This window comes from Shewanella sp. S1-49-MNA-CIBAN-0167, assembly GCF_040310145.1.
Classification (GTDB): Bacteria; Pseudomonadota; Gammaproteobacteria; order Enterobacterales; family Shewanellaceae; genus Shewanella; species Shewanella psychromarinicola.
The window spans coordinates 1-25,926 of sequence record NZ_JBEOPO010000001.1 but is presented as its reverse complement, the minus strand read 5'-3'; the positions used below and the strand labels follow the sequence as shown (position 1 = coordinate 25,926).

The window sequence follows — 25,926 nt, the reverse complement described above, 5'->3', positions numbered from 1 at the left end:
AGTGAATGATTAGCCTGCGGTCGTTTCCCTGCAGGCTAAATCACATCAATCTAACGTTAGTTTATTGTCCACTGGTGGGCGTACTATTTTCAGGCATCGATGACAATGAATGGCGGTACCCGCCTAACTGACATGCGGTCCATAAACACACTGCCGTAACCAACATCATCCCAATCTGTACCCCGATTACCCCATGATAACCAGTTTGCCATAACGCCATTATTTGCTCAGAGAACATCAGCCAATCTGCAGCAATGGTGACCACTAATATGCCACTGGTCAGTAGCAATAACTGACTAATATGCCGCTTAGTATCATTCACCTTAATGCTATACAAGATCACCGCTACTAACGATGCCACAAAACAACCAACCAGCCATTCGCTTCGCCCTGGCAAGGTTGCTGGCAATAGTCTTTCACACAAAAAGCCAACGGCTGTCGCCACAATAATGCCGCCGCAACCACCAATCGTCATCGCGGTCACAATAGCAATACTGCGCGGCGAAGACTGACGCTGAGCACGGCGTTTATTAATCCACAGCATATTGCCCGCGACAATCATGGCGCTGATGGCCATTGCCAATATAAAGTACAAAATGCGGATATCTACCCCGGCAAAGTTACTAAAATGCAATGTCACTAATACATCTCTACCTTGGCGGAATACATTGTAATTATCGACATTAACCTTATTCATCACACTGCTATCTTGGACGCGATAAGTCACTTCATCACGTTGGGCAAAATTAGCCGTGTCGGTTCCACGCACTTGCACCAGAGCATTATCGGCGCCGTAATGATGGAAAATAATATTGCGTAATTCAAAATTCGATTGCTGTTTAGTTTGTTCAATTAAGGTAAACGCATTGCTCATATCCAGTGATTTTTCACTGCGCGGTTCGCTGATACGGTTAAAGCCAGCATCATTAAATAATGCTTGTCGATCGCCCTGGTAAATAAACACCACAAAAGCCAGCTGGAACACTATGGCCAAGTTAAGGATCAAGCCGCTTAGTGCATACATCAAGGTAAAGGGCAGTGTCATCACCCCTGCTACGGTATGAAGATCGAGCAGTTTATCGCGACGCTGTTTATCGACCCGATACAAAAAGAACTGTTTTAGCAATTTGCGGGCGTGAATAAAAATCCCCGACACTAATGCAAATAAAAAGATCAGTGTCACCATACCAATCAGATAACTGCCACCGGGCAGATCGAGGTTGTAATGCAAGCGATAAATAAATTGCGATAGATAAAAGTCATCTTTGCCAGCAACAGTTTGACCGTTTTTAGGATCAACCAATATCGCCATGGATTGAGGCGCTGATTGTGGAGCGTCTCCCACTATATCAAAGTAAAAAATATAATAAGGTACTAGCTGGGTCGGCATATTTATCCGAAAACGGCCATTATAATCAAGCGGATATTCAGCCAACTTTTGCTCAACTAATGTCGCTAGTGGTATGTCTGCTTGGCTGTTATCGACAGGATGATGCGGGGTGATGGCCCATTGCGTTATTTCGTCGTGAAATAAGGTTACGGCGCCGGCCCAAAATACCAAAAATAATAACGGTGAAATAATTAACCCAAGCCAACTGTGGGCTTCGATAAGGTTTTTAATGACTTTGTGCTGTACGGGAGAATCAGATTTCATTGAGGTATTCATGACTTAGGTTTGAGAAAAAAATAACAATGCATTGATAAGGCTACTGGCCACAAGCCATTTTGCACACACCAAGCTGGCGGCCTTTGCGCTATTACGGCTATAACAAAATGCCATCACCATAACCCACATACAAAAACCCAGCATAAGCCCGACAAAGAGTTTTACATCGACATCCACAGGTAAGATCCGAAATACCATGAGCATTAAACTGATTGCCAATAATAATCCCCAAAAAAATGCCGAAAATGACTTAGGCCACATGATTATTTAACCCCAACCAGCACGATACTGACAAATAGCGCAAAGCCTAACGAGCTCACCCAAATACTGCGACCTTTATAATGCGACGCCACCAGCACCAGTAATATCCACATGGTCATCATACAAATCAGCACCACTAAACTGGCCACTAATACACTGTAAGAATGGCTAAATCCCCACAAAGCGAACAACACCGCTATACCGCATAAACTCCAAGACAGTAATTTAGGCAAAGGAAAACTGATAAGCTGCTGTTTATCAGATGCCAAATAGGCAAACAAACAACCAAGCCATAAAGAAGATACACTGACAAGTTCCATTTGATAAGGTCTCAAGATAATTAATGCAAATGATAATGATTTGTATTAATTATCCCGAATGTGCTCGGGTAATACAAGTAGATTGTCAATAAACCTTAAAAACAATCCTCAATCAGTGATCTGATAACGCAGTAACGACCTCTGGTGGCATAATTATTACTGCAAAAAATGATCACTTGTGCAAATAATCGCTGTAAAAAATAACCACCCAGGAAAATAACGACGACATTAACGCTCGCTATGACGATGAAACCGGCAGGCCACAGATAAGTGAATCGCCGAGTAACGTCGCCGCATACCTTAAAGCAATCGTATTAACGGTAAATATGCTCATTTTGGCTTATTTATCCCATCTATTAACCCTAATTGAGGTTAAATAGTTTTTTTAGTCAGCGTCTCCAACGGCCGGTCAATGCAGTTTGGCCGCTGACATTACTGATAGATCCCTAAGATTACCGCAACATAGCGTCAACCTATAAACCGGTTAGTTAACAGCAGATTAACTAAAGCTCATTATTTCTCAATCCACGTGTCACTCATCACATTGCTGATGTATTATGTGATGCTAAGACATAAACAGATAAGTTAATATCATTGCTGGACAAAGGGTCTTCCCTTGCTTAGGATTAATATTTGACCAATCACAATAATAATACAACGTCGAACAGGGAACGTGAGATGAGATATTCCCTTCTTAATACCATTTTTTATTTAAAATAAGGCAATGTAATATGCTAAAACGCATCGTTTACGGCGTATGTGGCGCAGCTATTGTTGGACTCGGCTTATTCAGTTTATACGCTTGGAATCCTGCAATTGACCCCGTCATACCCGCTCAAACAGATTATTCGCCACAGGTTATCGAACAAGGCAAAACCCTCGCCGCAGCAGGTTATTGCAGTACTTGTCACACCCCGCCCGGTGGTACGGCTTATGCCGGTAACTATGAAATGCACACTGATTTTGGCACCATTTATTCAAGTAACATTACCCCAGATGTCGAAACAGGTATTGGTAACTGGTCAGAAGCGGCTTTTAGTCGCGCTATGCGCACTGGTGTAAGTCGTGATGGACATCATTTATTACCGGCGTTCCCTTATGAGCACTTTAATAAAATGACCGACGATGACATTAGTGCTATTTATGCTTACATCATGACGTCAGTCCCAGCCGTCAGCCAAGTCAAAAAAGACAACGGTATTCCATTCCCGCTCAATATCCGATGGTTTCAAGCCGGTTGGAAACTGCTGTTTGCAGACACTCAACCTTTTGAGGTTAACAGCCAGCAATCTGCCAAATGGAACCGTGGCGCTTATTTAGCTCAAGGTATTGCTCACTGTGGTGCATGTCATACTCCGCGTAATGCACTGGGCGGCGAAAAATATGCACAAATGTACCAAGGCGCAGCCATTGATGGCTGGATAGCACCGTCATTAACCTCAACAAGTACTTCACCGATCCCTTGGCGTTCGCAAGACTTTTACGAATACCTCACCACAGGTAACTCGCCTTATCACGGCAGTGCGGCAGGCCCAATGGCGCCGGTGATGCACAAAGGATTATCTGCGCTCCCCAGCAGCGATCTTCAGGCCATTAGCGGTTATTTTGCCGATCTTGCCGGCACGAACAAAACTGACCAGTCACAAACGAGCAGCACTTTACAGGCGGCAATAACGGCGCAGCATCAACAACCGGATCTACGGATTGATGAAGGCGCGCGTTTGTATGCTTCTGCTTGTCAAGCATGCCACTACAATAGCGACCAATTAGTTAAAGGCCGTCCATTGATTACTATCGGTTCGGCGACCCATCTTGATGCTCCAACTAACCTGATTAACGTAATACTCGATGGCGTACGTAACGATCAAGGGATCCGCGGCGTGGTAATGCCAGGATTCCGAGATGCGCTGAGCGATAAAGATATTAGCGCAATAGCAGCCTATTTGCGTCAAACCGCTGGGGAAAGTACCTGGCCGAAATTACAACAACAAGTGGGCGAGATCCGCAATCAACCCCGATTTGAGCACTAATTCACTGGAGAAGTGACAATGGCAAAATTTATTTTAAACGGCAAGCCGATGACTGCCGACGTAGAGAGTGATACGCCTCTACTGTGGGTAATTCGCGATGAACTCAACATGACCGGCACCAAGTTTGGTTGCGGCATTGGCACTTGTGGTGCCTGCACAGTCCATGTTGGCGGCCGAGCAACACGGTCATGCATTACCCCAATATCGTCAGTTGAAGGGGCCGAAATCACCACGATTGAAGGTCTTTCAGAAAAAGGCGACCATCCATTGCAAATTTCTTGGCAAAAGCTGCAAGTGCCACAATGTGGTTACTGCCAGTCGGGCCAAATTATGCAAGCGGCGGCATTATTAAAAGATATTCCAAAGCCTTCAGACAAAGACATTGACGCTGTGATGGGCGGAAATTTATGCCGCTGTATGACCTACGTTCGTATTCGTAGCGCCATTCATGAAGCCGCAAACGCAACCAAGGAGAGCAACGATGAGCAGACTGCCTAAACGTGGATCGGTTGGCATGAGCCGCCGCGGTTTTTTAATTGCCATGACAGCTGTCGGTGTCAGTTTTGGTTTTCCTCGTCACTTGATGGCGGCAATGGATCCTGCCAGCCCAGACGGTAAAATACTCCCGAGTGAAGGCGATATTTACGAACCTTCATTGTGGTATTCAATCGACACCGCAGGCAAAATTAAAGTCAACATTATGCGCTCAGAAATGGGCCAACATGTCGGCACCGCTATTGCGCGGATTCTTGCTGATGAGCTAGAAGCGTCATGGGATGATATTGAAATTATCCATGTCGACAGTGACCCACGCTGGGGTTACATGGTCACTGGTGGTAGTTGGTCTATTTCGCAAAGTTGGCCGGTATATCGTCAAGCAGGCGCCGCCGGTCGTACTGCGTTAATTGAAGCTGCCGCTAAAAAATGGGGCCTTGCGCCACAAGACTGTAAAGCCAGTAATGGGAAAATCATCTCAAGTAAAGGCGAGCTGTCTTATGGTGAGTTAGTGACTCAGGGCTTAACGCGTCAGTTTACTGAAGAAGAACTGAAAGCCCTGCCGCTTAAGCCCAATGCAGACCTAAAACTGGTCGGCCAGCAAGTAACCTCTCTTGATATCGCCAACAAAACCAACGGTAAAACGATATTTGGTATCGACGCTAAAGTCGATGGCATGGTATACGCCAACCCGATTTTACCCCCGACCCGTTATGGATCTAAAGTGGTTAAGTTTGATGACTCAGCCGCAAAAGCAGTAAAGGGTTATCAGCAAACGATCGTGCTAGACGATGCCAGTGGCAGCGTACCTGGTTGGTTAATGGTAATCGCCAGCAGCTTTACTGCGGTGCAAAAGGCCTCAAAACTGGTTAAGGTTACATGGGATGCGGGTGAAACAGCAAACGTGTCTGAAGCAGATATTATTGCCCATGGTAAAACACTGCTTGGCGATCAAACCAAAGGCAGTATTTTAGACACTGGCAATAGTAACACTGAGCCCGTTTTTGCCAGCGCCAGCAGCACTATTGCCGAAGAATATATCACCAGCACGGTATTGCATGCACAAATGGAACCCCTTAATGCCTTGGTCTTTAAAAACCCAGATGGCGTATGGGAAGTGCATTCAGGTACTCAGTGGCAGTCACTTACGCTACCCGTACTAGCCACAGCATTAGGCGAAGATGAAGCTAACATTGTTATTCGTAGCTATATGTTAGGTGGCGGCTTTGGCCGTAGACTTAACGGCGATTATACTATTCCGGCCGCATTAACCTCTAAAGCATTAGGCGGAAAACCGGTTAAAATGGTGCTAACGCGCCCACAAGACATGCTATTTGATAGCGCGCGATCAGCTTCAGTACAGCAGCTAAAAATGGCCTTTGACGATAAAAAAATCGTTACCGCCATGGAACATCACGCCACTGCAGGTTGGCCAACCCAAGCATTAGTGCCAGGCTTTATGCCAAAAGGCACCAATGGCGAACCCTATGATCCGTTTTCAATTGCAGGCGCAGACCATTGGTATAGCGTTGGCGCACAAAAAGTACGGGCGGTATCAAACGATCTTGCCATGGCTACTTTTAGACCGGGTTGGTTACGTTCAGTAGGGCCCGGTTGGACTAATTGGGCCGTTGAAAGCTTTATGGATGAAGCAGCCCATCATGCAGGTAAAGATCCATTGCAGTTCCGTTTAGACATGCTGATCGCCGAAGGCCGCAATGCCGGTAGTACGCCTGTTGCCGAAGGCGGCGCTGCGCGCCAAGCCGTAGTACTCAAAAAAGCAGCCGAGATGATCGGTTGGGGCACACCTCAAGCCAAAGATACCGCGCTTGGAATAGCATCAACCTTTGGTCAAGAACGTGATATGCCAACATGGGTATCGTGCGCGGTACAGGTCCATGTCGACAAAAGCAACGGTATTGTCAATGTGCAAAAGCTTTATATCGCCATCGATGCCGGTATTATTGTTGATCCCAATGGCGCAGAAGCGCAGTGTCAGGGCGCGGCATTATGGGGATTGTCCATGGCGTTATACGAAGGTACTGAACTGCTTAATGGTCAGTATAAAGATTCAAACTTCAATACCTATACCCCTCTGCGCTTAGGTCAAACTCCTGACGTTAAAATTGAGTTTATCCCAAGCAAAATGCCACCTTCTGGATTAGGTGAGCCAGCAGTAACCCCTGTTGCCCCAGCGATTGCCAATGCAATCTACAATGCAGTCGGTGTACGTTTACGTAAAATCCCGATGAAACCTAGCGAGTTAACAAGCGCACTCACTAAAGTGTAATCGCTTACCAAACTGCTAACAAAAAGCCCGATACATTGTATCGGGCTTTTTCATACCAATTTTCATATCATTAACACAAATCAGAGCATTAAGATTACAATATCTATCGGCAGCAGCATATTAACCGACGGAGACTGCTCAATGAAAGATCGCTTTAGTCGCGCAGACAAAGCGCTGTATTGCGCCAAACAAGGCGGGCGAAACCAAATACAACAAGCACAGACTCCATAATCCCGATCATTTATGTGTCATAGTCATCCGTCACAAACGCCCTCATACAACAAGACTAATGGCCTTCGGCAAATAGATAATTTAGCCAACCTTGCATTCTTAATAACACCTTACGCATTACTGCAACGTGACTAAAATGCTCGGTATAAATCGCTACCTGTCCAGAGACTCCTACAGGCAAAGACTGCCTAGCCGCATCATCCTCTAACTCAATTAGCACTATCACCCGACCACGTTGGAATAATTTATTCGATGACTGTAAATTACCACTAAATTGGATTTCGCCTTCTGCCATAGCTGGCAGCACTTTGGCTATCTTACCTTTAAACACTTGCCCCGGCATGGCGTCAATAATCACTTCAGCCTCATCACCTTCTTTGAGCCGTAACAAAGAGTTTTGCCAAAAAGCACCGGCAAAATAACGGGTTTCATCTGGAATAAAGGTTAGCGCAGGACGCAATGGTAAAGGCACTGCCATCACCCCTTCACGCAGAGCAAGCTGAGTAACGAGCCCATCGGCAGGAGCCCTGACCACGGTTTGCTGCAAGTCATACTCAGCCTTAACTAACTCAGCCTCAAGGCCAGCAACGTTGGTGTTAACCCCATCAATATTTGACTCATAAGCCAAACGAGTACGTAACGCCTCTGCTAAAGCGGCATCCAGTTTCGCTAATGAGGCAATGTATAACTGACGGCGATTATCGAGTTCAAGTTCACTAAAAGGAGAATTACGACCCGCTTTTTTTCGACCTTCGTCATAACGACGATAAGCTGACTCAGTACGATCTTTATCTGCTTTTGCTTGCTCAACTTTAGCGGTTGCAATATGAAATGCAGCCTCTAGCTGTGGCACTTGTTGTTCAGCTTCTTTTAAAGCCGCCTGTTTTTGCTTAACAACCGCAAGGTAAGGTGTTGGATCTATTTTAAATAATATCTCACCTTCTTTAATGGGCATGTTCGGCTTAATATTAACCTCTATTACCAAACCTTTTACCGCGGGCACAATCGGAATAGTAACAAAATACTCACGAGCAAACCGCGAATAAGGATGGTTATAATTCATTAAAATCAATAATGTACCAATTAAAATAATCCCACCAAGAATAGCGGTAGGTACGGTCCATTTGGTTAAGGGGATTTTAAATATTTTAAAAATGGCGATACAAAATGCGGCATAAGTCAGTATGAGTAATAAATCCATAATTATACCTCTGGTGGGTTTTCATCTGATTGAGGAGGATTGTTCACTACGGCAGAGCGTTGTTCTAATACCGCTAAGCGCTCAGTTAATAAGCTAACATGATTAATTAACTCTTTAACTTCACCTTCAAGTACCAGCTCACGTGTTCTTGAATCACTAAAGCCCCAGCCTCTATCCTCGCGGTATAACGTGGCCCAAATCCATAAAAATGGCCAAATAGCATGTAAGGTAAATAAACTCACCCAGCCAGCAATATGCAGTGCATCTTGTTGTGGATGATTACGTTTTTTCGCAATCTCATAGGGAATATCATGAATAGCAATAATGCCGTAAAAAATAAATATCACCACAAACACTAGAATGCCGAGCGCAAAATAATCTAAAAACATAGCTTCTCCCAGTTAGCCTGATTAAATATAAGTGATTTCAATTAGTATAGAACCGATTAAAAAAAGAGCCTGTTGATGTTAAAAATACCCATAAAAAGCCCTCTATTGTGCGCCAACACAATAAAGGGCTATTTAGGTAAACATCAGGACAAATCAAGTCGGTATTAATCACCCGCCATTTTTGCATAAACTCAAGACGCGGTATTGCGTGTTCATCTGTTTGCTATGGCTCATCAGACAACGACTCAACAGCAAAGTCACCTAACTTGTAGGCTGCCTCTTCACTGTGACCATACTGAGTTAATTCGCTAGGCGCTGCAGGACGACGATCCAATACAAATGTGCTTAGAACATAAGGGGCTTAGTGTTGTGCGACCCCCTCCCTTTATACGCTTTAAGATCCATCACCACTGAACCTTCCACCCGCGTTTCTGAGCCTGTTAGTCACGCAATTGGCTGTTTACTTGCGCTATATAAATGGCTCCTTAAGCGATAATAATCACCCTGTTCAACATCGTGTTTTACGGGGATCAGCATATCGCTACTCTCAGCACGTCTCTCTCCCACGCCTGTAATGGTTGCCGTAGGATGGCGATACTCAATGGCGGTTTTTAATGTTTGCAATTTGCCTTTAGCCTCTAGCACTAAAGGTCACACGGACCTCCATTGGGCCGTCCCAATCCTCTTCGGCATTCAGTTGTATAATCCATTCACCATCAGCATCCAACATGGTTCCGCTGATTAATGCCTCCGATCCACCCGCAAGCTTATGATGTAATGCCGCACTGACGCCATTAACCCGTAACCCTTTTACTTCAAGCTTTATGACCACAGGTTCTGGTGAGCTAAAGCGGATTTAGGCCGCACAATACTGGCGCGGGCGCCATCGTGTAATAACACAGACTGCGGAATATAAGCATTAGGATTGAGCAATTAACTATCATCAACCGACAGCAGTATTGAATAAGCGGGCAAGGTTAACTCGCTAGCGTAAGCCACGACCATGAGTGATTAAAACAACAAAGCCCTGTCGACTTATGTCCACGGGGCTTTATAAGTAGTCGTCCAGAGTCGAGCGGCACAAAGATGAACTTAAGCTCAATTCTGGATAATAAACGGTCATCCAGAGTTGAGGTTAGTTAAGCTTTTTTAGCCGCTATCGCTGCGTTGACTTGATTAATGGCGGTGCCACCTAATACGTCACGTTTTTCTAAACAGGCTTCAATGGTCAAGTTAGGATAAACGTCATCGCTAATCACGTTGGCAAACGGCTGTAATTCGGCCACGGTGAGATCTTCAATCGGCTTTTGCTGAGCAATAGCAAATACCACAACCTCGCCGACCACTTGGTGCGCTTCACGGAACGGCATGCCTTTAGCAACAAGATAATCTGCAAGCTCAGTGGCATTAGCATAACCTTGCTGAGCAGCCACCAACGCTTGCGGACGATTTACTTTTAAGCCCGACAACACCAATGCAGTTATGTCTAAACAAATAGCCCAGCTGTCGACCACATCAAACAAGCCTTCTTTGTCTTCTTGCATGTCTTTGTTATACGCCAATGGCAGCGCTTTCATGGTGGTGAGAATACCCATTAAACTGCCATAAACACGGCCTGTTTTACCACGGATGAGTTCGAGTGCATCTGGGTTTTTCTTTTGTGGCATCAATGATGAGCCTGAGGTCACTTCATCACTTAATGAGATAAAATTAGCTTCGCCAGAATTAAAGAAAATTAAGTCTTCGGCCATACGGCTTAAATGCATCATGCTAATTGATGCGGCGCTGCATAATTCAACCACATGGTCGCGATCTGACACACTGTCTAAGCTGTTTAAGGTTGGGCGAGCAAAGTTTAACGCTGATGCGAGCGCATGACGATCAATCGGATAGGCGGTACCCGCTAACGCACCTGAACCTAATGGGCAGGTATCGGCACGATTAAGCGCATCTTGCAGGCGGCTAATATCACGCTCATACATTTCCACATAGGCTAACGCCCAATGACCAAAGGTGATCGGCTGTGCACGCTGTAAATGGGTGTAACCCGGCATAACCGCATCAACTTCACGTTCAGCAAGGGCAACTAACTCTGCATGCAATGTACCTAAACGTACCAGCAAAGCTGCACCTTCTTTTTTACACCATAGCTTTAAATCAGTCGCGACTTGGTCATTACGAGAACGACCTGTATGCAGTTTTTTTCCTAAGTCACCGACTTTGGCAATCAACTTTTGTTCAACAAAGCTGTGAATATCTTCCGCGCCGTTGCTGATAATGGCCTGTGGATCATTACCCACTTCCACCAGCAGTTCATTTAAAGCCGCTTTTAAGTCGATACATTCTTTAGCCGTAATAATCCCGACACTGGCAATAGCGTCTGCCCATGCGATAGAGCCGACAACATCTTGTTCAAATAAGCGGTAATCCACTGGCAGTGAGTCATTAAATAATTTGAAAAGTGCACTGGTTTCGCCCTGAAATCTTCCGCCCCATAATGCCATTTCGGTATCCTCTTTTTCGATATTACAATTCAATGATGTCGGTGTAGTTGATATCAACTTTGTTATAATCACTTTTTTAAAAATGAGCAAAAGTGATTATAAGAAAGGCGCTTTGCAGCGCCTTATATTGTTTGCTTACTGTCTATTTAGCGTTTAGCGCGCGAATACGGCTTGGTAACGAATATAAACGAATAAAGCCTTCAGCGTGTTTTTGATCGTACACGTCATCTTCACCAAAGGTGGCAAAAGATTCTGAATACAAGCTGTTTGGCGAACGTTTTTTAACAGCCGTTGCTTGGCCTTTGTAAAGCTTAATGACCACATCACCGTTAACCGATTCGGCTAATGATTCAGATGCAGCAATAAGTGATTTACATAATGGTGTAAACCAACGACCGTCATACACTAGGTGTGACATTTGGGCGGCAATTTGCTCGCGCCACGTACGGCTGGTTTTGTCCAAGACTAATTCTTCAATGGCACGAAGACCGGCAAACATTACCGTTCCACCTGGGGTTTCGTAACAGCCACGTGATTTCATCCCTACAAGACGGTTTTCGGTAATGTCGATACGACCTACACCGTGTTTACCTGCGATGTCGTTTAACGTCATTAATGCAGCATATGGCGATAAAGCTTCATCGTTTACATGAGTAATACGGCCATGTTTAACGCCTAACGACACATATTCTGGCTCGTTTGGCGCATCTTCTGGGGCAACGGTTAACGTCCATACGCCTTTTGATGGCTCGTTCCACGGATCTTCTAACTCGCCACCTTCGTGGGAAATATGCCATGCGTTTGCATCACGGCTATAAATTTTAGTCGCTGAAGCTGCGGTTTTAATATTACGCTCTGCGAGGTAATCCAGTAAGTCTTCGCGGCTACGCATTTCCCACTCACGCCAAGGCGCAATCACTTTTAAGTCTGGTGCTAATGCCGCAAAACAACCTTCAAAGCGTACCTGGTCATTGCCTTTGCCGGTACAGCCATGGCATACCGCGTCAGCGCCAACTTTACGGGCCACTTCAACTTGCGCTTTGGCAATGATTGGACGCGCCATTGAAGTGCCGAGTAAATAGGTACCTTCGTAAATAGCACCCGTTGCGATAGTGGGGTAAATGTAATCTGCCACCAACTCTTCTTTTAAGTCAACGATATAACATTCGCTGGCACCTGAGGCTAACGCCTTTTCAGTTAAGCCCACTAACTCTTCTTCACCTTGGCCTACGTCGGCACAGAATGCGACGATTTCGCAGTTATCATAGGTTTCTTTTAGCCACGGGATAATGGCTGAGGTGTCTAACCCACCAGAATACGCCAATACCACTTTTTTAACGCCGGTTTTTTTCACTGCATTAGACATGTTTATTTCCTAAAATCGATTACGTATATAGTTAATTTAATAACGCCAACGGCACTATTGACTTATATAATGAGACTAACTTAATAAGGTGACTAATACTGCATTTTGCGCATGCATACGGTTTTCTGCTTGATGTAAAACCAATGAACCTTCACCGTCCATCACCTCGTCGGTCACTTCCACGCCGCGATGCGCAGGCAAGCAGTGCATAAAGAATTTAGCCCCAGCTTTAGCCATTAACGCACGGTTGACTTGATACGGTGCAAAACGGGCTTTTATATCCGCCAGCGGTGTTTCATCACCCATTGAAATCCACGTATCCGTATAAATAGCATCGTGGCCTTCTATGGCATTAATGTCAGCACTTAAGGTCAATTTGCCACCATTTTTTTGTGCTAAAGCTTGTGCTTCGCTGACGATTGATGCGTCAGGGAACGCGCCCTCAGGGCAAATCACTGTCATCGTTAGGCCCAAAATAGCCGCACCGTAAATGAGTGAGTGTGTCACATTGTTACCATCGCCCACATAAGCCAGTTTAGCTTGGCTCACATCATCAAACTGCTCGGCTAACGTTAAAAAGTCAGCAAGTGCTTGGCACGGATGGTACAAGTCTGACAAGGCATTAATAACAGGTACGCTGCCATGTTCAGCTAATTGCTCAATCGTGGTATGCGAGTAGGTTCTAGCCACAATAGCATCGGCCCAACATGAAATGTTAGTGGCAAAGTCAGCAACCGATTCGCGTTGGCCCAAGGCACCATTTTGTTGATCTAAGTATAAGCAATGACCACCTAATTTATTAATGCCAATATCAAAACTGACTCGGGTACGCAATGATGGTTTTTCAAATAGCATCACAACGCTTTTACCATCTAAGGCGCGACGGTACTCAGCAGGGGTGTTCTTAATTTTTTTAGCCAGTTCAATGATGGCTAAAAGCTGAGATTGAGTTAACTCTTTTATCGACAATAGGTGCTGCATAGACTACTACTCCATTAAGGTTGTATTTGAGTCCCGACGGACCCACCTTTGACTAAGGTTTTTAACTGTTCAGCATCACGCCACGAAGCAATCTGCACGGGTTTCCCCATCCATTGCGCGACTTCTAATGCGGCTTCCACTTTAACTTTCATGCCTTTTTCAATCACCCCTTGGGCGACTAAGTATTCAATTTCACTTTTATTTAAGCAGTTAATTAACTGGCCTTTACCGTCTAATACGCCCGACACATCTGACAATAAAACTAAGGTGCCATTAACCAATTTAGCTAACGCAGTTGCCGCTTGGTCAGCATTAACGTTTAACATTTTACCTTGGCTAGAAATGGCAATGGAGCTACAAATTGGCATCCAACCTTGGCCTAAAATAAAGTTTAAATAGGTGGCGTCTTTTGGCTCAACTTCACCAACGAGGCCTAAACGCTCATCTTTAATTTTGGCACTTACCGTGTTGCCATCGCCTAGGCTCATGCCCACACTCACAATACCCGCTTTAGCAGCCGCGGCTTGTAGAATTTTGTTCGATGTGCCCGCTAATGCACCAACCACAATAGGAATTTGGTCTTCTGGCGTGACACGTAAACCATCGAGCTTAATGGTTTCTTTACCATTAGCGGCTAACTGTTCGTCAACTAGGCAACCACCGCCATGGACTAATATGACTTGCTGACCTGCAGCAAGCATTTCTGCTGCGGCTGTCATTAAACGCGCAATACCCATTTCGCACTGGAGTAATGCACCACCCACTTTTAATACTAATACAGATTTTGTCGCCATGATTCTTATTCCTTTACTAATGCGATCCGATTACACACCGAAATGGATTTTAATGCACTGTAGCCCTTGGCTCGCAGCACCTTTCATTAAATTATCAATCGCACTGGCGACCACTAAATAACCGCTATTGGCATCATATTTCCAACCTAAATGACAATTTGGTGTATTGACGACATCATCCACTTTAGGAAATTGATTATGCTTTACCGTCACGATGGGTGCGTTGTCATACACGCTATACGCTTTGATCACATCGGCTTCGGTGGTACCTGGTTTTAGTTGTACGGTTATCGTCGCTAAAATACCACGCTTAAAGTTACCTAAATGCGGCGTAAAGATCACTTCTTGGCCTAAATGTATGGCAATTTCAGGCTGGTGTCTGTGGCCTAACACACCGTATGGCGTTAAGCTGACTTCGCAAAAATTAGTGTGCAGTTGCGCTTTACGACCCGCACCAGTGACACCACTAACGGCATTAATCACCGGATACATCGAGGTTAATAATGACTTTAATGGTTTTAATGCAGTGAGCGACGCTGTGGGGTAACAACCTGGCACAGCAATCATTCTGGTTTGTTTAATCTGCTCGCTATGCCACTCTGCTAGACCATATACCGCCTGAGCTAATACGTCAGGATGAGTATGCTCAAAGCCGTACCATTTAGGATACTGTGCCACATCAGCAAAACGATATGCACCGCTTAAGTCGAACACTGCAAGACCTTGGTGGTAAAACCATGCGGCAAGCTCTAGGCTCACTGAATGCTCAGTCGCTAATACCACGGCATCGGCTTCGGCAACGATTCGCTTTTTAGCCTCATCGGATAGCGGCGAAAGCGTGTAAGCCATGTGGCTATATGTAGGGTATAAGTCGGCTAATTTACGACCTTTATCTACACTATTTTCCGACACATACAACCCTTGAACGCTGAGATTGCAGTCTGCGTTAATCAACGAGGTGATTTGTGCACCTGTGTAACCACTGGCGCCAATAATTGCGATGCTTTTCATAAGTTTGTTTTCTTTTTGATAGTGATAGAAAGTGTCAGCATAGACTATGTAGACGGGATCCGTCTAATTTCGGACTATCGTCGCAGGACGTTCGCGTTGATTATTGATATAGTGGATTTAGCAGCGAGAAAGCACATATTTATTTTCATTTTTATCGTTCTATTTATGGTGTCGGTTAATGCTGTTTGCTAGACTACCACACAATATTAATTATGCAATATATGTGAATAAGTATTTTAAATATTATTTTTAGGATAACCCATGAGCACACTCCCAAATCTAAAAAGTTGTTTTACACAGCTGATTGCAGCGCCATCAGTCAGTGCAATCGAAGCTGAAGACGATATGAGTAACCATGCAGTTATCAACTTGTTGCAAAACTGGTTTAGCGAGCTTGGTTTTGAATGTGAAACGCCTACAGTAGAAGATTCACGTAACAAGCAAAATCTTATTGCTAGAATAGGTTCTGGCAGCGGCGGGTTATTATTAGCAGGCCATACCGATACCGTACCATTTGACGAAGGCCTCTGGAGCCAGAGCCCATTTGAGATGGTTGAAAAAGATAATCGCTGGTATGGTTTAGGCACCTGTGACATGAAAGGCTTTTTTGCACTAGTGCTTGAAGCATTAAAAGACATGCCACTGGACCAATTTAAACGCCCGTTGACTATTTTTGCCAGCGCGGATGAAGAGACCACCATGAGCGGTGCCAAAGCGTTCGCCGATTCCAAAGCAGTGGCCCCTGATTATGCGGTTATTGGTGAACCCACCAGCTTAAAACCTGTCTATATGCATAAAGGTCACTTAGCTCAAGGGATCCGTGTGATTGGTCGCAGTGGCCATTCATCAGATCCAGCGCGCGGCCTCAATGCCATTGAAGTTATGCATAAAGTTATTAGTCAGCTAATGACACTAAAACAGCACCTAAGTGAAAATTATCGCGAAGATGCATTTACAGTGCCTTACCCAACAATGAACTTTGGCCATATTCATGGTGGTGATGCTGCCAACCGTATTTGTGGCTGCTGCGATTTACACTTAGATATTCGCCCATTACCTGGCATGGAGTTAGCTGAACTCGAATTAATGGTATTGAACTACTTATCCGATATCAGTAAGGAGTATCCTGGTAGCATTAGTGTCAGTACTTTGTACCCAGGTGCAGAATCGTTTGCTGGAAAAGCAGATAATCCGTGGACCAAATTGGTGGCAGAGTTATCTGGACATGATGCCGAAGTGGTGAACTATTCAACCGAGGCCCCCTATATTAATAAACTGGGCTGCCAAACCTTAGTATTGGGCCCAGGGAGTATTAACCAAGCTCATCAGCCAGACGAATTTATTGGCTTAGAATACCTAACGCCCACGGTCGAGTTAATTAAGAAAATGATTTATCACGCATGTATGAAGTAATCGTCTCGGTTAGGTTTTTTTAATCATATAAATGTAATATTTTTACGAAATAAAATTACTAAACACACCACCCGTGTATTGACCGATATTGATACGCTGGGTATTGTAATGGTTGAGTATTGACAAAGTAGTTCTTTTTTTGGGGAGTTAGTATGACAGAGCAAACGGCAGATATGTATGCGTCACTTCGATCAAATGTAGGAAATTTAGGTCAGATATTAGGTGAAACGATGCAAAACCATTTAGGTGGTGCATTTTTAGAAAAAGTAGAACAAATTCGTATTTTAGCCAAGAAATCTCGCCAGGGTGACGAAGCCTCTCGCGAGCAAATGCTCGCATTATTAACGGCTTTACCTGACGAAGAACTGGTGCCTTTCGCTAAAGCCTTCAACCAATTTTTAAATTTAGCCAATATCGCAGAACAATTTCATACCATTAGCCGCAATTGCGACGAGCTCGTGTGCGTGCCCGATCCAGTAGAGCAGTTACTCGGACACATGCTGGATACCGATTTAGACAAAAAAGATGTCATTGAGTGCTTAAAAGATTTAGACATCGATTTAGTATTAACCGCGCATCCAACAGAAATTTCACGTCGTACGTTAATTCAAAAGTACGCTGGGGTAGTTGATTGCTTAACCGAGCAAGAGAACAAACAGCTAACGGAGCGCGAACGCAGACAAAGCACCCTGCGTCTTCGTCAACTTATTGCCCAAATTTGGCATACCAACGAAATCCGCAGCGAACGCCCTACACCCGTTGATGAAGCTCGCTGGGGGTTAAGCACTATCGAAACCTCATTGTGGCAGGCTATCCCTGATTTTTTGCGTCAACTCAATGATCAAGTTGAACAAAAAACCGGACAACAGCTGCCTATCGATGTATGTCCAGTCAGATTTTCAAGTTGGATGGGCGGCGATCGTGATGGCAACCCATTTGTGACTTCAATCGTTACCCAAGAGGTACTCGACCGTAATCGCCATGCTGCAGCAAGACTGTACTTAAAAGATATTGTAACCTTGCTTGGCGAACTTTCGATGGATCAAGCTAATGCTGAATTATCAGCGTTAACCGACAACAGCAAAGAACCGTACCGCGATGTATTACGCCAATTGCGTGGTCAATTACGTAACACCATCGATTACCTTAATGCCCGACTTGAAGGCAAAAAACCAGACATAGATACCAGCGAGCTGATTTGGCACAAAACTGATTTACTGCAACCACTAGAGCTACTTTACAAAAGCTTATCCGATTGCGGTATGAAGTTGATCGCCAATGGACTATTACTCGACATCCTGCGCCGTTTAGCGTGTTTTGGTATTCACATGCTACGCCTAGATATTCGTCAAGATGCATCACGCCACAGTGACGTAATAGCTGAACTTACCCGTTATTTGGGCATGGGCGACTACAATCATTGGGACGAAAATGAAAAACAAGCCTTTTTACTGCGCGAATTAACCAGTAAACGTCCGCTCATCCCAGTAAACTGGCAACCTAGCGATGACGTCGCAGAAGTCATCAGAACCTGTGCTTTAGTCGCACAACAGCCAGTAAATGCATTAGGGTCATACGTGATATCAATGGCCAGCAAACCGTCTGATGTATTGGCCGTATTATTACTACTAAAAGAAGCCGGTTGCACTAACCCGATGCATGTAGTGCCGTTATTTGAAACCTTAGCCGATTTAGAGAGTGCAGCTGATTGCATGACTTCGCTACTGAACATTGATTGGTATCGAGGTTATACCAAAGGTATGCAAGAAGTCATGATTGGTTATTCTGACTCCGCTAAAGATGCCGGCGTAATGGCAGCGGCTTGGGCACAATACCGTGCACAAGAACAATTAGTTGCGGTGTGTAAAAAAGCCGACGTTAAATTAATGTTGTTCCATGGTCGTGGCGGTTCAATCGGTCGTGGCGGCGGACCGGCTCATAAAGCGATTTTATCGCAGCCACCAGGCTCGGTTGATGGCCGTATCCGCGTGACAGAACAAGGCGAAATGATCCGTTTTAAGTTTGGTTTACCTAAATTGGCAGTCCAAAGCTTAGCCCTATATACCTCAGCGGTGATGGAAGCGACATTATTACCGCCTCCTGAGCCTAAAAAAGCGTGGCGAGATTGCATGCAACGCATTGCTGAAGAGTCGGTGTTGCATTATCGCGGTATTGTTCGTGAGGAACCTGACTTTGTTGCGTATTTTAGAGCCGCCACACCAGAAGTTGAATTAGGAAAACTGCCATTAGGCAGTCGCCCAGCTAAACGAAAAGTCGACGGTGGTATTGAAAGCTTACGCGCCATTCCATGGATTTTCGCGTGGTCACAGAATCGCTTAATGTTACCGGCTTGGCTTGGCGCTGGCGAAGCATTACAAGATGCGGCAGATCGCGGCGAGCTTGAACTATTACGCGAGATGGAACAACAATGGCCATTCTTTGAAACCCGTATTTCGATGCTAGAAATGGTGTACACCAAAGCAGAGCCTAACTTGGCGAAATACTATGAGCTGTGTTTAGTTAAGCCAGAACTACATCATTTAGGTGTCAAACTACGTCAACGTCTGCAACTGGGCATTGACGCGGTATTGTCATTAACCCAAGCAACAGAGTTAATGTCACATACACCTTGGAGTCGTGAATCTGTTAAACTGCGCAACCCTTACATAGACCCTCTTAACTTTTTACAAACCGAGCTATTAGCCCGTACACGTAGAGAAGTTGAGCCGTCGGAGCATGTTCAGCTAGCATTAATGCTGACCATTGCCGGCGTAGCAGCAGGAATGAGAAACACTGGATGATACCCTTGATCAAAACCCTTGGGCTTGGACTGTTATTGTTACTGACTGGCTGTGCCAGTCAGTACAGCATCACCGAGTCGGAAATAGAGCAATACCTTAATAAAGACATGCACTTTGAAGTCAAGCAAGGCAACAAGTTAATTGGTGTCTCAGTGAAGCTCAATGACATGCAAGTGGTATTAGGCGCTAAACCCGATACCATGGCAGTCACGGCAGCAACGATTATTACTGTAAATAATCCGTTACTACCCATTCATGCCAAGCTGAAGACTACATTTGAAGCGGTGCCTTGGTATGACACTAATACCAAAAGCGTTTATCTGCGTCAGTTAGACTTAGTGAGGGTTGAGTCAGAACCCGCTGATATTGAGCGTTACATCAGCCAAGTTACCCCACAATTAATGGGTTTTTTACGTAATTACCTTGAAAACCAGCCAGTGTATACCTTAGACACTCGCGACAGTAATCAAGCATTAATGGCGAAAATGACTAAAGAAATTGCGGTGCAACAAGGTAAACTTGTAGTGAAATTTTAATGTTATTATCACAGTAATAGAAAGCACCTTAGGGTGCTTTTTTATTGCTTCAAACTTACCTACATGCACATAGTCTAGAAAGGCTGAACTTCTCAAGTCTCAGAAAACGGTGCATTTCCTAATCAATCAGAACCACGTACAATAACTTGGCAATATTGGAGTGCATAATAATCATGGGATAAATGATGCCGTTAATGGATGACGTAGCAAAACTAAAAGCACAGCTGGCGGAGCTGTCTTCACAGCAAGGCGCTCAACAAGCTGACTTAACTCGACAACTCGATCAGTTTAGCCAACAACTTGATGCATTAGCCCTGCAAGTGCAGGCGCAAAATAATAATGAACAACCAATAGCGTTGTCTGATGAAAACATACATGCACCTGTGCATAAGAGTCGACCAAACGATTCGAGCGGCAGTATCGTTGCCGATACACCTCAATACTCGTCTGCTGCTTGGGAGCGCCAATCGTTAGACACAAGTCATTCAGCGTCAACATCATCCATATCAGCACAACAAACTTCGGTAGTAACAAAGTCACCAGCCAGACAAAGCGCCTTAAGTGCAATGGTCGCTCAATTAGCTGAAGCCATCGGCGAGTTGAGTACTTCGGCGTTTTCACCCTTATCTGGGTTAACCGAACAAGCAAAAGAATTCTACCAACATTACCAAACTAAAGGATTAGGCCCAGTCTTTTTAATGACCGTTGCCGGCATTATCACGCTTACATTAGGCTTTGGCTATTTACTGCAGTTTTCAATTAATAATTGGTTTTCTGAGTTAGGTAAGGCCTTACTGGGCCTAGGTGTCGCCAATAGCATTATCGCTGGCGGCGTATTCATTCGTCAGAAACGTCCTGGCATGCAGGACTTTGGCTCTGGGCTTGTTGGCCTAGGACTTATTCTCAACTATATGTGTCTGTATTTTCTTGGGCCATATTTTAATCTTATTAGTGATATAGCCTGCTTTAGCTTGTTATTGCTTAATACGATATTGGGTTATGGCTTATCATTAAAACTCGACACCAAAGTGGTCGCAATTGTCGCCTTGCTTGGCGGTTCGCTGGCGCCGCTGATGTTACTTGATGGCGGCCAAACACCGTTATTATATTTACCCTACTTAATGCTTATCGGTATCTGCTCTATGGTACAAAGCCATAAGTTAGCCTGGCCGATGTTAATTGAAGTAACCGCACTGCTTCATATTGCCTGTATCCAAATACTCCGTTTATTTATTCCATTACCGTTTTCAATAATCGATTGGCAAACCGGCTTAGCATTGCTGATGATCAATGGCTTATTTTACCTCTATAGCATTGGCAGTTTGTTATTTATCATAAAATCGACGTTAACACCAAGGCTGCTAGCGGTTCCAATCGCACTCATGGTTTTTACTCTCTACACCCTAACGGAGTGGAGTGTATTTGCTGGTGAGCTATTTGCACTTAATGCTTTCCTTTGTGCACTATTGTATTGGGTGATTAAACGCGACAAGGATATTGGCGCTCTTTCTTTGGCCTTTGCGGGGAGTTTTGCAGGCTTTGCGGCTCTATTTTTACTCAGCGCTGAACTGATAGGTTTAGTATTGCTGCTAGAAGGTTTATTGTTATTGTGGATTGGCTGCAAACATCTGTTTAGCCCCATTCGAGCAGAAGCTTATGTATTACTAATGGTAGGTATAATCAGCAGCTTTATTCATGTTTTCGATGTGCTAGCTCAATCTCATTACAATGATGAAGGCATATTGGGTTATCAGGGTCTACTGACTCTATTGATGATCCTGACCTGCGCGATGACCTATTTAGCGCAAAAACTACTATCTCGACATAAAGCTGACTTAGTGAAATTCGAACACCTTGCGGTGCGATTTATTCATGAGTTACTTGGGGTACTTTATTCGGTCACGATACTACTCATCAGCTTTTTTATCACTGATGAATATTGGCTCAATACATTGCCACTTATTGGTTTATTACTTTTATACATGAGCGCTAAGCACACCTTACGTTTTAGTGAAGTATTAGCCTGGCTATGGCAACTGCCTTTATTAGGTGTAATCATTTTTGCCATGCTGGACGCCAATAGTCTTAGCTTTTCAGACCAAGCCCTGAATGCCAAGTTAGCCCGTATCGAACTGTTTGTGGGATTATTACTGGCCTATTATTGGTACCAAAAATACTATGCTGCTGCCAAGTTAATCCGCTTTGCTTACTATGTTCAGTTAGCTTGTTACTTAGCCTTACCGTTACTGTTATTACCCAAAATAGTTCGTAGCTACCCTGATTACATTGCTATTTATTTGTGGTTCAGTTGTATTGTGAGTGTTGGTTTAGCGTATTTTGTTAACCACAAAAGTCTTCGTTATGAAGCGCAAATACTCACAGTAATGGCAACCATAATCACCGCCGCTATGTGTCTGGCAGAGCAATGGCAAGGGCTTGTTGCATTAGTTTTAGGTTTACTCTTTGTTGGATTTATTACTTTACGCTATTTGCAATTCCCCACAAAATGGCAGCAAATTACCACCCTACAATGGCACCTTGGACCGTATTACATCGCCTTGGTGATGGCAGTATTAAGCCAAACGTTAACTAACTTACTGCATCCTTCATGGGCAATTACCGCATTAATAGTGTGTGGTTATTTCTGCATTATTACCGAAAGAAGCAATCGTGTCGGTCAACGTTTAAAGCAAGCCTTAGCGCCGAGTTATAGCTTGGCGTACTCTGCAATCTTTATCTGTGCCATTTTACCTATCGTGTTTCACAGTGAAGCACAGTTAACGTTAAACATTGATAGTTTGCTGACTAATTTAGCAGAGTTTGGAGTGCTCGTTTTATTAGGTCGATATTTACTAACAGCCAGATTAGGCATTAGGGCACACAGAAAAATTATCTCTTATATCGCGCTTAAGTGGGCTTGGCATGCTTTATTGGTGATAAGTTACCTATTATGGAGTTATCAATTCAACCTGAGTATTGCTGCGCCAATGAGTGCTGTGCTGCTGGTTGTGCATGCCTGTGTGGTGATGTTTATAAGCTTACGACCTAAGCAAGCAAGCCTAGTCAGGCTCGCTGCACTGCTATTCGCTTTGGCTTGTATAAAGGTGATATTTGTCGATATGGCGTCCTTTGAACTCATTCAAAAAATCGTCGCCTTTATTCTGATTGGGGTTATTTTACTGACAGTCGCTTACTTTTATCAAAAAGCTAAAAACAGCCAACCGTTGAACGAAGTTGAACCCTAGTCATTAAATCAAGCTTGCCTACCCTTTGTTTACGGGTAAGCAAACTTGTTATGCGACTATTTGGCGAAACGAGTTATAGCAGGATAATCGACTATTACAGCTTCTTCGAGTAACGCGCGGCGAAGCATATCGTAAGCAATCGCGGTACTCATACTGCGAACAAGCTGACGAGAACGCTTTGGTAATTTCACCATTTGGCTATACACGCTATGCTTTGTCGCAAGCGCTATTGCAACAGTCCCTACGGGTTTGTCATCAGAGCCCCCCTCAGGACCAGCAATACCGCTAGTGGCTAAAGCAAAGTCACTGTCTAAAATACCTCTTACACCTTGCGCCATAGCTTCAACAGTAGGAATGGAAACCGCACCATGATCGTCTAGTATCTGTGGATTAACACCCAATACCTTCACTTTAGACTCATTACTGTAAGTTACTAATCCATGGTGTAAATAAGAAGAGCTGCCAGCAAAGTCAATCAACTGACTGGTGATCATTCCGCCAGTACAAGACTCTGCCACACTTAAGCTCAAGCCTGACTGAAATAAACGATGATGAATTTCGGCTGCTAATGTAGGACGATTCTCCGCAACAACGGCACTTCCTAACAGAGTTTTTACCTGTTTAGTGACATCATCCAAATAGCGCATAGCCTTCTCACCACGGGCAAATATCTTAATTTCAATGTGCGGCATTGAAGAACGATACCCTAACTCGATACCCGCGGGTAATGTAAGTTCCGATAAAGTGTCTGCCAATGATGACTCACCATGACCAATCGTAAGTAACTTTTCTAGAGCCGATTTTTCAGCGACCCCATACTCTTTGGTGATAAAGGGAATAAACTGCTCAGTAATCATGTGTTTTAGCTCAAATGGCACACCTGGGGTAAAGAATAACCACGCATTATTCAATTTAACCCTAAAGCCGCAAGCAGTGCCAACGGGGTTATCGACCATAATCGCCGAGGCCGGTAACCAAGCTTGCTTTAAATTGCTTTTGGCCATCACTCGATTATTACGGGTAAACCAGTCTTCTAAATGTTCACGCCATTGCACATTCTCGACAAGATCTTCGCCCTTAGCCTTAGCCATCGCTAATGCTGACATATCGTCGCTGGTAGGCCCCAAACCACCATTAACAATGATCACATCAGCATGCTTGCTACGCTCTTGGAATACGGCAACAAGATCAGCTAAACGATCGCCAACTGTCACTCTGTGCTGCATTTCAATACCCATTTCCATCATGGTATTAGCAACCCAAGCAGCATTGGTATCTACTATCTGGCCTGATAACACTTCTTCGCCTGTGCAAATCATTTCTAACTTCATCATTATTCCTTATCACATCCAATTGGCACTAACTTAGGTGACCAATATGTGAATGGCAAGAAAATAGACCGAATTATAGAAAATTAGATCATAAGTAGATGAATGAATTACAACAATTCAACAGAAATTGCTCAAAATAATTAAATGAGATCACACAAATACTCTAGAGCAGATTTGAGCGAATAGAGACAAAAACACAGATTCTGTTGTGACTTACAATCCCCTAAGTGAATGATAATATTGCAATCTATAGATATTATTGGTCTGCAAGGTTAGTATTTTTATATGTTGAGGATCCGTTGTACGAGGCAAAGTGGGAGCTGATAGTAATGAGAATAACCCCGTATGCTTTCGGCGCACCAGACAGGCAGTTTTAGTGTGATCAGCCACTAAATTCGTCAATGATGGGAGTGAATGTCCAATAATAGAGGAAATATTGTTGGCTCAATTGAACAGCGAAGTTCACGCAGACAAAATGTCGTCGAGACTATAGATGATCGATAATGATCGCTCTATGACTTGTATTTCACCAAATTTCAGATACAAAAAAGCCTCGTCATATGACGAGGCTTAGATGTAATTGGCGGAGTGGACGGGACTCGAACCCGCGACCCCCGGCGTGACAGGCCGGTATTCTAACCAACTGAACTACCACTCCTTTAGCAAATTGCTTACGCACGATGCTAAATGCTTTTTAAGTCGCTAGTGTGTCAGCACAAGGAGACTTGCTTTTTCAAGCTACTCTTTCGAGTAAATTAGGCGCCTGGAAATGACCTACTCTCGCATGGGGAGACCCCAAACTACCATCGGCGCGATTGCGTTTCACTTCTGAGTTCGGAATGGGATCAGGTGGTGCCACAATGCTATGGTTTCCAGACAAATTTGCATATCTACCGCCTTTAAGGCCGTAAATAATAATTCGGAAAGCTGATTTTTTTGAGTCTACAAAACACTGTTTAAGCGCTCTATTCTAACACTAAGGTCAGTAAAACCCATCTGGGTTGTATGGTTAAGCCTCACGGGTCATTAGTACAAGTTAGCTCAACGCCTCACAACGCTTA

The 25,926-nt window shown here is 44.3% G+C and carries 21 protein-coding genes, 1 tRNA gene and 1 rRNA gene; 8 read left to right on the top strand and 15 right to left on the bottom strand.

The genetic code is table 11. From position 1 onward, the window contains the following. Window positions 1-61 precede the first annotated feature (61 nt). Genes AAEZ00_RS00115 through AAEZ00_RS00105 form a run of 3 tightly spaced genes read right to left on the bottom strand, consistent with a single transcriptional unit; the run spans window position 62 to window position 2,247 of the window. Window positions 62-1,654: a PepSY-associated TM helix domain-containing protein gene (locus tag AAEZ00_RS00115; RefSeq protein WP_164839414.1), complete on the bottom strand. Its 1,593-nt coding sequence runs from the start codon at window positions 1,652-1,654 to the stop codon at window positions 62-64. A 15-nt stretch (window positions 1,655-1,669) separates the two neighbouring features. Next, entirely contained in the window at window positions 1,670-1,927 is a 258-nt protein-coding gene (locus AAEZ00_RS00110) for a hypothetical protein (RefSeq protein ID WP_124012762.1), read from the bottom strand. Window positions 1,928-1,929: 2 nt separating this feature from the next. Next, entirely contained in the window at window positions 1,930-2,247 is a 318-nt protein-coding gene (locus AAEZ00_RS00105; protein ID WP_124012763.1) for a hypothetical protein, read from the bottom strand. A 731-nt stretch (window positions 2,248-2,978) separates the two neighbouring features. Between AAEZ00_RS00105 and AAEZ00_RS00100 the strand changes: the two genes are divergently transcribed. From AAEZ00_RS00100 to AAEZ00_RS00085, 4 genes are read left to right on the top strand one after another with little or no spacing between them, the layout of a single operon-like run. Then, window positions 2,979-4,277, top strand: a complete 1,299-nt coding sequence (locus AAEZ00_RS00100) for a cytochrome c (RefSeq protein ID WP_124012764.1) — start codon at window positions 2,979-2,981, stop codon at window positions 4,275-4,277. An 18-nt stretch (window positions 4,278-4,295) separates the two neighbouring features. Then, complete coding sequence (locus AAEZ00_RS00095; protein WP_101033225.1) at window positions 4,296-4,775, top strand: (2Fe-2S)-binding protein; 480 nt, start codon at window positions 4,296-4,298, stop codon at window positions 4,773-4,775. Next, window positions 4,759-7,062, top strand: a complete 2,304-nt coding sequence (locus tag AAEZ00_RS00090; RefSeq protein ID WP_351087981.1) for a xanthine dehydrogenase family protein molybdopterin-binding subunit — start codon at window positions 4,759-4,761, stop codon at window positions 7,060-7,062. The genes AAEZ00_RS00095 and AAEZ00_RS00090 overlap by 17 nt, the downstream gene beginning before the upstream one ends. 12 nt (window positions 7,063-7,074) lie before the next feature. Beyond that, complete coding sequence (locus tag AAEZ00_RS00085) at window positions 7,075-7,293, top strand: diguanylate cyclase domain-containing protein (protein WP_351088068.1); 219 nt, start codon at window positions 7,075-7,077, stop codon at window positions 7,291-7,293. Between the two features lie 55 nt (window positions 7,294-7,348). Here the strand turns inward: AAEZ00_RS00085 and AAEZ00_RS00080 are convergent, their stop codons facing one another. The 9 genes from AAEZ00_RS00080 to argC all read right to left on the bottom strand — a co-directional run bounded on the left by AAEZ00_RS00080 (window position 7,349) and on the right by argC (window position 15,539). Further along, window positions 7,349-8,494 carry an HlyD family secretion protein gene (locus AAEZ00_RS00080; RefSeq protein WP_351087979.1) on the bottom strand — a complete coding sequence of 382 codons (1,146 nt, stop codon included), beginning with the start codon at window positions 8,492-8,494 and terminating at the stop codon, window positions 7,349-7,351. Window positions 8,495-8,496: 2 nt separating this feature from the next. Beyond that, complete coding sequence (locus AAEZ00_RS00075) at window positions 8,497-8,883, bottom strand: DUF3302 domain-containing protein (protein ID WP_351087977.1); 387 nt, start codon at window positions 8,881-8,883, stop codon at window positions 8,497-8,499. Between the two features lie 444 nt (window positions 8,884-9,327). After that, window positions 9,328-9,507, bottom strand: a complete 180-nt coding sequence (locus AAEZ00_RS00070) for a hypothetical protein (protein ID WP_351087975.1) — start codon at window positions 9,505-9,507, stop codon at window positions 9,328-9,330. A 7-nt stretch (window positions 9,508-9,514) separates the two neighbouring features. Further along, window positions 9,515-9,715, bottom strand: coding sequence for a hypothetical protein (locus tag AAEZ00_RS00065; RefSeq protein WP_351087973.1), 201 nt, complete (start codon window positions 9,713-9,715; stop codon window positions 9,515-9,517). Window positions 9,716-10,022: 307 nt separating this feature from the next. After that, window positions 10,023-11,387, bottom strand: a complete 1,365-nt coding sequence (gene argH, locus AAEZ00_RS00060; protein WP_351087972.1) for an argininosuccinate lyase — start codon at window positions 11,385-11,387, stop codon at window positions 10,023-10,025. 142 nt (window positions 11,388-11,529) lie between these two features. Next, window positions 11,530-12,753 carry an argininosuccinate synthase gene (locus AAEZ00_RS00055; protein ID WP_101033230.1) on the bottom strand — a complete coding sequence of 408 codons (1,224 nt, stop codon included), beginning with the start codon at window positions 12,751-12,753 and terminating at the stop codon, window positions 11,530-11,532. A 75-nt stretch (window positions 12,754-12,828) separates the two neighbouring features. After that, entirely contained in the window at window positions 12,829-13,734 is a 906-nt protein-coding gene (locus AAEZ00_RS00050; protein ID WP_101033231.1) for an ornithine carbamoyltransferase, read from the bottom strand. 14 nt (window positions 13,735-13,748) lie between these two features. Next, window positions 13,749-14,528, bottom strand: a complete 780-nt coding sequence (gene argB, locus AAEZ00_RS00045; RefSeq protein WP_124012770.1) for an acetylglutamate kinase — start codon at window positions 14,526-14,528, stop codon at window positions 13,749-13,751. A gap of 30 nt (window positions 14,529-14,558) precedes the next feature. Further along, window positions 14,559-15,539 (bottom strand): N-acetyl-gamma-glutamyl-phosphate reductase, encoded by a 981-nt coding sequence (gene argC, locus AAEZ00_RS00040; protein WP_124012771.1) that lies wholly within the window; start codon window positions 15,537-15,539, stop codon window positions 14,559-14,561. 261 nt (window positions 15,540-15,800) lie between these two features. Here argC and argE point away from each other — a divergent pair, with 261 nt between their 5' ends. From argE to AAEZ00_RS00020, 4 genes are all read left to right on the top strand, one after another. Then, window positions 15,801-16,952, top strand: coding sequence for an acetylornithine deacetylase (argE, locus tag AAEZ00_RS00035; RefSeq protein ID WP_124012772.1), 1,152 nt, complete (start codon window positions 15,801-15,803; stop codon window positions 16,950-16,952). A gap of 152 nt (window positions 16,953-17,104) precedes the next feature. Next, window positions 17,105-19,753 carry a phosphoenolpyruvate carboxylase gene (gene ppc / locus AAEZ00_RS00030; protein ID WP_124012773.1) on the top strand — a complete coding sequence of 883 codons (2,649 nt, stop codon included), beginning with the start codon at window positions 17,105-17,107 and terminating at the stop codon, window positions 19,751-19,753. Then, complete coding sequence (locus AAEZ00_RS00025; protein ID WP_351087970.1) at window positions 19,750-20,289, top strand: YceB family lipoprotein; 540 nt, start codon at window positions 19,750-19,752, stop codon at window positions 20,287-20,289. The genes ppc and AAEZ00_RS00025 overlap by 4 nt, the downstream gene beginning before the upstream one ends. 182 nt (window positions 20,290-20,471) lie before the next feature. Continuing rightward, the gene (locus AAEZ00_RS00020; RefSeq protein ID WP_308199778.1) at window positions 20,472-23,534 is read left to right on the top strand and encodes a DUF2339 domain-containing protein; all 3,063 of its coding nucleotides are present in this window, start codon (window positions 20,472-20,474) and stop codon (window positions 23,532-23,534) included. Window positions 23,535-23,590: 56 nt separating this feature from the next. On the opposite strand, the gene AAEZ00_RS00015 is transcribed toward AAEZ00_RS00020, so the two are convergent. From AAEZ00_RS00015 to rrf, 3 genes are all read right to left on the bottom strand, one after another. Continuing rightward, window positions 23,591-24,865 (bottom strand): CinA family nicotinamide mononucleotide deamidase-related protein, encoded by a 1,275-nt coding sequence (locus AAEZ00_RS00015; protein ID WP_124013003.1) that lies wholly within the window; start codon window positions 24,863-24,865, stop codon window positions 23,591-23,593. Between the two features lie 581 nt (window positions 24,866-25,446). Next, window positions 25,447-25,523: transfer RNA gene (locus AAEZ00_RS00010), tRNA-Asp, on the bottom strand. A 103-nt stretch (window positions 25,524-25,626) separates the two neighbouring features. Further along, window positions 25,627-25,742: ribosomal RNA gene (gene rrf / locus AAEZ00_RS00005) — 5S ribosomal RNA — on the bottom strand. Window positions 25,743-25,926 lie beyond the last annotated feature (184 nt).